Here is a 246-nt window from a genome sequence, read left to right as displayed (position 1 = left end):
CGCTCTTTTCTTGGGTTAACTGGTCAGCGGCAAGCACTTGAGTCAAGGGTTTGATAGGCCATGTCATGACAAATCTGGCACCACCAAGCTCACGGCTTTCATCGACCTTCATACTACCATTAAACCAAAAAGCAATACGCGACACAATCGACAGCCCTAAGCCATAGCCACCAGATGCCCGTGTACGGCTATCATCCAAGCGTGAGAATGGGATAAAAACTTTTTCGCGATCGGCTTCTGGAATAC

At 48.4% G+C, this 246-nt stretch carries 1 protein-coding gene; it reads right to left on the bottom strand.

What is annotated here, in order from left to right; genetic code table 11:
• Window positions 1-246: ATP-binding protein (locus tag AAEY83_RS17660; RefSeq protein ID WP_351061285.1), on the bottom strand; the 246-nt coding region annotated here is incomplete at both ends.

The sequence above is a fragment of the Psychrobacter sp. TB20-MNA-CIBAN-0197 genome (genome assembly GCF_040309765.1).
Classification (GTDB): Bacteria; Pseudomonadota; Gammaproteobacteria; order Pseudomonadales; family Moraxellaceae; genus Psychrobacter; species Psychrobacter submarinus.
Note: the sequence above shows the minus strand (reverse complement) of the source record. Positions and strands in the feature narration are given on the sequence as shown.